Origin of the sequence: Acidithiobacillus sp. (genome assembly GCF_023256195.1) — a bacterium.
GTDB lineage: Bacteria > Pseudomonadota > Gammaproteobacteria > Acidithiobacillales > Acidithiobacillaceae > Acidithiobacillus_A.
Genome location: NZ_JAGDWX010000035.1, coordinates 4,918 through 12,434 on the forward strand (window position 1 = coordinate 4,918; position 7,517 = coordinate 12,434).

The window sequence follows — 7,517 nt, forward strand, 5'->3', positions numbered from 1 at the left end:
GGGCTCCGCGCTCCAGCAGCTCGCTGCCGATAGCCCGCGCAAGCGCAGCACCCTCCCGGGGGTCGGTGCCGTTGCCGAGTTCGTCCAAGAGCAGCAGGCTGTGCGCGTCGGCCTGGCCGAGCACTCGCCGCAGGCGCTCCAGCTGGGCCGAGAAGGTCGAGAGATCGGCCTGAATATCCTGGGCATCGCCGATCACGGCCAGGATCTGGGTGAAGTAGCCCAGCTGCCCACGGGCCGGCACCGGCAGGCCGAGATAGGCCAGCAGGTGGCAAAGCCCAAGGGCCTTCAGTAGCGCCGTCTTGCCTCCGGCGTTGGGACCGGTGATGACCAGCTGCCGCTGACTCTGGCCCAGGGCCAGGGCGTTGCCGACGACCCGGTCGGGATGGCGCAGGGCCAGCAGCGGGTGGCGCAGGTCGCGCAGGTCGAACTGAGATTCGGCCTGGACCGGCAGCAGCTCACCGCCCCAGGCCGCCGCCAGCTCCAGACCCGCCCGCGTGGCCTCGATCCGACCCATGCACACGAGCGCCGCGCGGATGGCTTCGGCCGCCTGACCTACGCGCCGCGTCAGCTCCTGAAGAATCCGCTCCTGCTCCTCCAACACCGCCCGCTCCACCTCCCAGAGGCGGTTGTTGGCGTCCACGGCATCCAGCGGTTCCACGAACAGGGTGCCGCCACTGGCGGAGCGATCGTGGATGATGGCGCGAAAGCGCCCCTTGAACTGGATCTTCAGCGGCAGCAGGAAGCGGCCGCTGCGCTGGACGACCACGGGATCCTGCCAGAAATCCCGCCAGCGAGGATCGCGCAGGGTCGCGTTCAGCTGCTGCTGCAGGGTATCCCGCGCCCGCCGCAGGTCCTGGCGCAGGCGCGCAAGTTCCGGACTGGCGCTGTCCTGGAGCACGCCATCGGCGTCCAGGGAGCGCGCCAGCATCTGTAACAGGGCGGCATCGGGAGCCACCGACGCTGCCCAGTGCTGCAGGTCGTCGGTCACGGCCTGCAGGTAATCGGCGTAGCGCCCCTGCTCTTCGACAATCCGCAGAATCTGCAGCAACTCCTTACCCGAGAGCACCGCTCCCGGCCGTTGCGCCAGCTGCAGCAGGGATGCTATGTCCGGAAGAGCCGCCGTCGGTGCGCTGACGCCCTGGCGGTCGCGTTCCTGCACACAGAAACTCCAGTGCAGACGCTCTCGCACCTGCGCGAGGCTTACCCAGGGCAGCCGTGCGGTAGCGTCGCGGCGCCCGTATTCGTGCGCGCAGGCTTGGGTCCAGGCATCCAAGAGGGCCGGACCATCGAGCATAAGCCAGGTCGTCCACGCTGGATCGGGCGACCGCTCTGTCGCCTCAGCCATGGAATTCAGGGGGTGAGCAGCGCCTTGACCCGATCGGCGACCTGCGCCATGTCTGCTCGACCCTGCATCTGTGGACGCAGCAGGGCCAGCACCTTGCCCATCTCTTTGGGCCCTACCGCACCCGATTCGGCCACCGCGGCACGGACGGCAGCGTCGATTTCGGCAGCGGTCAAGGGCGCGGGGAGGAAGGTTTGGAGTATCTCGATCTCCCGCTCCTCTTTTTCTGCCAGTTCCGGACGACCACCGTCCCGAAACTGCTGCGCCGAATCCTTACGCTGCTTGATAAGTTTATCAACGATGCCAAGGACATCGGCATCCGTCATCTCTTGCCGCTCATCCACCTCGCGCTGCTTGATGGCGGCCAGGAGCATACGGATCGTCACCAGGCGCTCGCTTTCCCGCGCACGCATGGCGTCTTTCATCGCTTCTTGAATCTGCTCGCGCAGAGACATCAGTACATCCGCACCAGACGCATCTGCTGCCGCCGCATCCGCTTCAGGGCACGCTTGCGCGCCGCTGCGGCCTTGCGCTTGCGTTCTTCTGTCGGCTTCTCGTAGAACTCCCGCCGCCGCACTTCCGTGAGCACGCCGGCTTTTTCGCAGGAACGCTTGAAACGACGCAGGGCAACTTCAAAAGGCTCATTCTCTTTGACGCGAATGGTTGGCATGAAAAGCGATACCTCTCCGTTGGTTAGGCAGGATAATGGGGCCTAGATCATACATGGGGCCATGGATCGAGTCAAAAATCCGGATAGTGATGACCCTTGGCTACAGGTTGTCGCAAAAACTTGACAAAGGCGTGCAAAAGAATCCTAATAATCACACCGTACTGGTTGAAAAATAATGCATTAGCGAATGTTGTTAGACTGGATTCTCCAGGTTCGCAGTCCATTGAAGGAAGACGCCATGCCTGCCCGTGCCAAAGCTCGATCCCACCGTCTACCGAAGGCCTTGCCGCAAGCCCAGGAACCCGATATTCCCCAAGATCTGCTGCCGCTTCAGGAAAATGGCCCCTTCCTCAGCCCGGAACAGGAATCTGCCGTCATCGCCCAGATCCGCAAGGGCGACGAGGGCGCTCGTGCCACCATCGTCTCTGCGCACATGCCACTGGTCCGCGCCATTGCCCGCTCCTACCGCAACAAAGGGCTCAGCCAGGAGGACCTGGTCCAGGAAGGCTACATGGGGCTGATGCGGGCCGTGGACCGCTTTCAGGAGGGAATGGGAACCCGCTTTTCCAGCTATGCTACCTGGTGGATCCGCGAGGCCATGCAAAGGGCACTGATCCGGGCGCGCTTCATCCGCCTGCCGGACTACTTGGCAAAGTCCCTGCACGCCTTGCAGCAGAAATCCCTGGACGAGGTCGACGGTCACGAGGCCCAGCGCGCCCAGCGCCGCGAGGCCCTGGGGGTACGGGACAGCACCATGCGGGCCCTGGACTTTGCCGATGTACGGGTCTGCTCCCTCGACGAGGAAATGGAAGACGGCCCAAGTCGCATCGAGCAGGTGGTGGGCGACGTTGCCTCCCCGGCCCAAGACTACGATCGCGATGCCAGCGTACGCGCGCTACGGGAGCACCTCAAACTCCTCAACGAGAAACAGCGCGAGGTCATGATCTACCGCTTTGGCCTGCACGGCGACGCGCCCATGACCCTGGAGGCCATTGCCGAGCGTCTGGGGGTCAGCCGTGAGGCGGTCCGCCAGTTGCAGGTCCGGGCCCTGCTGCGCCTGCGTCAGGCTTTGAGCGAGAGTGGCTGGGCGGGATAGAGCGCAGCCAGCAGCCCAACCAAGCTCTGCAGGGCCATGGCACGATGGCTGCGTTTTCCTTTGATCTCAGGCCCCATCTGCGCCGCAGTAAGCAGGTCGCCGTGCGGGATGAATATCGGATCGTAACCGAAGCCGCCAGTGCCCAGAGGCTCGTCGGCAATGCTCCCGGACCACAGTCCCTGGGCTACCAGAGGCTCCGGGTCGTCGGCACGACGCAGCAGCACCATGCAGCAGTGATAGTGAGCGGCGCGTTCCGCGCCAAGCAAGCCGCCCATACGCTCCAGCAGCAGGCGATTGTTGGCAGCATCATCGGCATCCTCGCCGGCAAAACGTGCCGAGTGGATTCCGGGAGCACCACCCAGGGCCGGCACGCACAGCCCCGAGTCTTCTGCAAGGGTCGGCAGACCCGTAGCCGCGAACCCCGCCCGCGCCTTGAGCAGCGCGTTCTCCAGAAAACTCTGGCCGTTTTCTTCAGGGCTCGGCAGGTCCAGATCGGCGAGGGTGCGCAGCTGCACCCCGTAGCCTGCCAGCAAGGGCGCCATCTCCGCGACCTTGCCGCGATTGCGGGTGGCCAGTAGCCACAACCGATTCAGGACCAATGGGGAAACTCGGATTTCTGCCGAGCGATGAGCCGATCGATGCCACGCCGCGCCAGCAACAGCATGTCGGCCATCTGAGCCGCGCTGAAGGCAGCACCTTCGGCGGTACCCTGCACCTCGACGAAACGCCCGTCGTCGGTCATCACCACGTTCATGTCCACCTCGGCGGTGCTGTCTTCGGCATAGTCGAGGTCAAGAATGGCTTCGTTCTCGCGGATACCCACGGACACCGCCGCCACCCAGTGCCGCCAGGGATTCTGCTTCAGCACTCCGCGCTGCTGCAGGCCGTGCAGCGCTTCGGCAAGGGCCAGACAAGCGCCGGTGATGCTGGCCGTGCGGGTACCGCCGTCGGCCTGCAGTACGTCGCAGTCGACCCAGACCGTGCGCTCGCCCAGGGCTTCGAGATCGACGGCGGCGCGCAGACTCCGTCCGATGAGGCGTTGGATCTCGTGAGTGCGTCCGCCGATCTTGCCCTTGGCTGCCTCTCGCGGCATGCGCTCCTGGGTCGAGCGCGGCAGCATACCGTATTCGGCGGTGATCCAGCCGCGACCCTGCCCCTTGAGGAAAGGCGGAACCTTGTCCTCGACGCTCGCCGTGCAGAGCACCCGAGTGTCGCCACAGGCGATAAGCACGGAACCCTCGGCATACTTGGTGAAGGAGCGGATGATTTCGATGGGACGCAGAGTCTGGGCATCTCTGCCGGAGGGACGGGGCATGGATTCACCTTCAGAAGAACGACACTTCAGAAATGATATACCAGATTCACTGCGGTGAGGGTATTGAAGTGCCGATACCCGGGCTGGGTCTGGGTGTTGTAGGTTGCGGTAAAGGAAAAGCGCATACCCAGTGCACCGTAGAGGGGACTATCCAGGGCCAGTACCGACTCGTAAGTGTTACCACCGTAAGCGGCGACGACGGCATCCAGGGTCTCTTCCAGTTTGGCGGCCTTGCTGAATTGCCAGCGGTAAGCCGCGTTGAATCGGGCTATGGGCGCGACGCGAGCGAGCCCGCCGATGCGATGGGACTCCCGGGCACCCACGCCCGCTTCCAGGGCCAGACGCATGTCGGGGCCAAAATGCAGGTAGTGTCCATAGCCAGCCGTCTCATCGAGACGATAGTAATAACCGTCGAAACGATTACGCACGTAGCCGATGTTGCCAAAGGCGTACTGCTCGGCTGCAAAAAGGTATTTGGTCTGATTGGCGACGGCCAGCCGATCGGCGCTGGTCACCCCGTCGGAGCGGGAGTAGTTGTAGGACAGGTGGGTGCTGTTGGACCAGGGCCCACGCAACCAGTAGAGCGCGTCCTGCGTGCTGATGTTCAGAGCTTGGCTGGTACCTGTGCTGCTGCTGGCACCCAGACCCAGGTCGCCGCTGAAGCCCTGTGGACGATGATCGGCATATGCCGCGGAAACCGAGAGAAGACCGAGCAGGAGCGACCGAAGGCCCATTCGGGAGCAGGCAGTCGCCACAGCACTCACCACGAATCTATCAGCTTTTTTGCTAGAGCATAGAATCATGTTATGAAGGTTAACACGAGCCTACGCCCAGCGACAAGACGCTGCCGCCACCCGCGACGCAACGACCCGAGGAAATGCACGGCAGCGCCTCCAGGGCGCCCTGCGCGGGGTGGCGATGGCCCTATCGGGCCAGGGCCAACATCAACTGGTTCAGGCGCGCGACAAAGCTGGCCGGATCTTCCAGTTGCCCGCCCTCGGCCAGGATGGCCTGGTCCAGCAGCAAGGCCGACCAGTCGGCAAAGCGGGTTTCATCCGTCTCTTCCGCAATCCGCTCGAGCATCGGGTGCTGCGGATTAATCTCGAGGATCGGCTTGCTGCTCGGCATCTCGTGCCCGGCCTGCTTCAGCAATTGTTGCATGTACAGGGCCATGTCACGCTCGCCGAGCACAATGCAGGACGGCGAGCTGGTCAGACGGTGGGATACCCGGACCGTTTCCACCCGATCCCCCAAGGCAGCGCGGATGCGCTCGACAAGACCCTGCGCGGCTTTTTCCGTTTCTTCCTGTGCCTTGCGCTCCTCTTCCGATTCGATGGAACCCAGATCGAGTTCGCCCTTGGCCACGGACACCAATCGCTTGCCCTCGAACTCCTGCAGATGGCTGGTCAGCCATTCGTCCACCCGATCGCTGAGGAGCAGGACTTCGATACCCTTTTTGCGCAGTAGCTCCAGTTGCGGGCTGTTCTTGGCGGCGAGGAAAGAGTCGGCGGTGATGTAATAGATCTTATCCTGCCCCTCCTGCATCCGCCCGACATAATCCGCCAAAGAGACGTTTTGGACCTCGGTGTCGCTGTGGGTGCTGGCAAAGCGCAGGAGTCTTGCGATCTGTTCGCGGTTGCCGAAGTCTTCGCCCGGCCCCTCCTTGAGGACACGTCCAAATTCGTTCCAGAAGGTCTGGTACTTATCGACCTCGGTGCTGGCCATATGCTCCAGAAGGCCCAATATGCGCTTGGTGACGCCGGAGCGGATCTGCTCGATGACGCGATTACCCTGCAGAATCTCCCGGGATACGTTGAGGGGCAGGTCGGCGGAGTCGATGACTCCGCGGACGAAGCGCAGGTAGCGCGGCAGCAGCTGCTCGGCATCGTCCATGATGAAAACGCGTTTGACGTAGAGTTTGATACCGTGGGTCTGCTTGGGGTCCCAAAGATCGAAGGGCGCTTTGCTGGGGATGTACAGGAGCGTGGTGTACTCCAGCCGTCCCTCGACGCGATTGTGGGTCCACGCCAGGGGCTCACCAAAATCGTGGCTGATGTGCTTGTAGAAAGCCTGGTACTCCGCATCGCTGATCTCCGACTTGGGACGCTGCCAGAGGGCCGAGGCCTTGTTGACGGTCTCCCACTCCGCGCTGGGCTTGCCATCTTCGCCCATCTTGCGCATGCGGATGGGTAAGGGAATATGGTCCGAATATCTACTGATGATGGAGCGCAGCCTCCAGGGGCTGAGTAGCTCCTGACGGTCCTCATCGCGCAGATGCAGCACGATCTCTGTGCCGCGCGCGGGCAGGGTCACCGTTTCCAGGGTATAGGCGCCGGTACCGTCGGACTCCCAGCGCACGCCGTGCTCGGCACCCATGCCGGCCCGGCGCGTGGACAGCGTCACACGGTCGGCGACGATGAAAGCGGAGTAGAAACCGACACCGAACTGACCGATGAGCTGCGCATCCTTGGCCTGATCGCCGCTCAGACGCGAGAAGAACTCCCGCGTCCCGGACTTGGCGATAGTGCCGATATTGGCGATGACCTCGTCGCGGTTCATGCCGATGCCGTTGTCGCGGACGATGATGGTACCTGCCTGCTCGTCCCAATCCACATCCACCCGCAGTTCCGCGTCGCCCTCCAAGAGCGCCGGATCGGACAGGGCCTCGAAGCGCAGCTTGTCGCAGGCGTCGGAGGCATTGGACAGCAGCTCGCGGAGGAATATTTCCCGGTTCGAGTAGAGGGAATGGATCATCAGTTGCAGAAGCTGCTGCACTTCCGCCTGAAAGGGCATCGTTTCTTTTTCGGTGCTCATGTCGTCTCCTGCCTGGGATATCCGTTGGACGCTGGGTCGCAAGTGGGGATGACGGCGACCAAATTCAAGGGGCGATCACCCAGGAGTGATCACCGAAAGGTGATAGACCCCGAGCCATTGACTCTCGGCAATGGCGCCCATCCAGGGACGGCCCAAGGCACCGAATGACGAGGGATGGCTGGGGTGGATCCATGGTGCTGAGGTAGTTGCCAACCGTGGGGGTCGGCGTATCGTGAAGACTAAGCGACCAGGAGCCGAGGCGCCCAACCGATTCGGAAAA

8 protein-coding genes are annotated in these 7,517 nt (G+C 63.2%); 1 reads left to right on the forward strand and 7 read right to left on the reverse strand.

Features of this window, described 5'->3' with window-relative positions; genetic code table 11:
• The 3 genes from Q0C23_RS08910 to rpsU form a co-directional block, all read right to left on the reverse strand.
• Window positions 1-1,345 (reverse strand): endonuclease MutS2 (locus Q0C23_RS08910; RefSeq protein WP_291512022.1); only part of this gene is annotated, 1,345 nt, incomplete at its 3' end.
• A 5-nt stretch (window positions 1,346-1,350) separates the two neighbouring features.
• Entirely contained in the window at window positions 1,351-1,797 is a 447-nt protein-coding gene (locus Q0C23_RS08915) for a GatB/YqeY domain-containing protein (RefSeq protein ID WP_291512023.1), read from the reverse strand.
• Window positions 1,797-2,012 (reverse strand): 30S ribosomal protein S21, encoded by a 216-nt coding sequence (rpsU, locus tag Q0C23_RS08920; RefSeq protein ID WP_291512024.1) that lies wholly within the window; start codon window positions 2,010-2,012, stop codon window positions 1,797-1,799. The genes Q0C23_RS08915 and rpsU overlap by 1 nt, the downstream gene beginning before the upstream one ends.
• A gap of 238 nt (window positions 2,013-2,250) precedes the next feature.
• On the opposite strand from rpsU, the gene Q0C23_RS08925 reads away from it, so the two are divergent.
• On the forward strand, window positions 2,251-3,108 hold the full coding sequence (locus tag Q0C23_RS08925; RefSeq protein ID WP_291512025.1) for a sigma-70 family RNA polymerase sigma factor: 858 nt from the start codon (window positions 2,251-2,253) through the stop codon (window positions 3,106-3,108).
• On the opposite strand, the gene rdgB is transcribed toward Q0C23_RS08925, so the two are convergent.
• The 4 genes from rdgB to htpG form a co-directional block, all read right to left on the reverse strand.
• Window positions 3,075-3,707: an RdgB/HAM1 family non-canonical purine NTP pyrophosphatase gene (gene rdgB / locus Q0C23_RS08930; protein WP_291512026.1), complete on the reverse strand. Its 633-nt coding sequence runs from the start codon at window positions 3,705-3,707 to the stop codon at window positions 3,075-3,077. The genes Q0C23_RS08925 and rdgB overlap by 34 nt on opposite strands.
• Window positions 3,698-4,423 (reverse strand): ribonuclease PH, encoded by a 726-nt coding sequence (rph, locus tag Q0C23_RS08935; RefSeq protein ID WP_291512027.1) that lies wholly within the window; start codon window positions 4,421-4,423, stop codon window positions 3,698-3,700. The genes rdgB and rph overlap by 10 nt, the downstream gene beginning before the upstream one ends.
• Window positions 4,424-4,449: 26 nt before the next feature.
• Window positions 4,450-5,178: a DUF481 domain-containing protein gene (locus Q0C23_RS08940; protein WP_291512028.1), complete on the reverse strand. Its 729-nt coding sequence runs from the start codon at window positions 5,176-5,178 to the stop codon at window positions 4,450-4,452.
• 169 nt (window positions 5,179-5,347) lie between these two features.
• Window positions 5,348-7,237: a molecular chaperone HtpG gene (gene htpG / locus Q0C23_RS08945; protein ID WP_291512029.1), complete on the reverse strand. Its 1,890-nt coding sequence runs from the start codon at window positions 7,235-7,237 to the stop codon at window positions 5,348-5,350.
• Between the last annotated feature and the right edge of the window lie 280 nt (window positions 7,238-7,517).

Bases quoted from the DNA above. Each gene is read 5' to 3' on its own strand.
- Q0C23_RS08915 (WP_291512023.1), bottom strand. From the start codon at position 1,797: ATGTCTCTGCGCGAGCAGATTCAAGAAGCGATGAAAGACGCCATGCGT.
- rpsU (WP_291512024.1), bottom strand. From the start codon at position 2,012: ATGCCAACCATTCGCGTCAAAGAGAATGAGCCTTTTGAAGTTGCCCTG.
- Q0C23_RS08925 (WP_291512025.1), top strand. From the start codon at position 2,251: ATGCCTGCCCGTGCCAAAGCTCGATCCCACCGTCTACCGAAGGCCTTG.
- rph (WP_291512027.1), bottom strand. From the start codon at position 4,423: ATGCCCCGTCCCTCCGGCAGAGATGCCCAGACTCTGCGTCCCATCGAA.
- htpG (WP_291512029.1), bottom strand. From the start codon at position 7,237: ATGAGCACCGAAAAAGAAACGATGCCCTTTCAGGCGGAAGTGCAGCAG.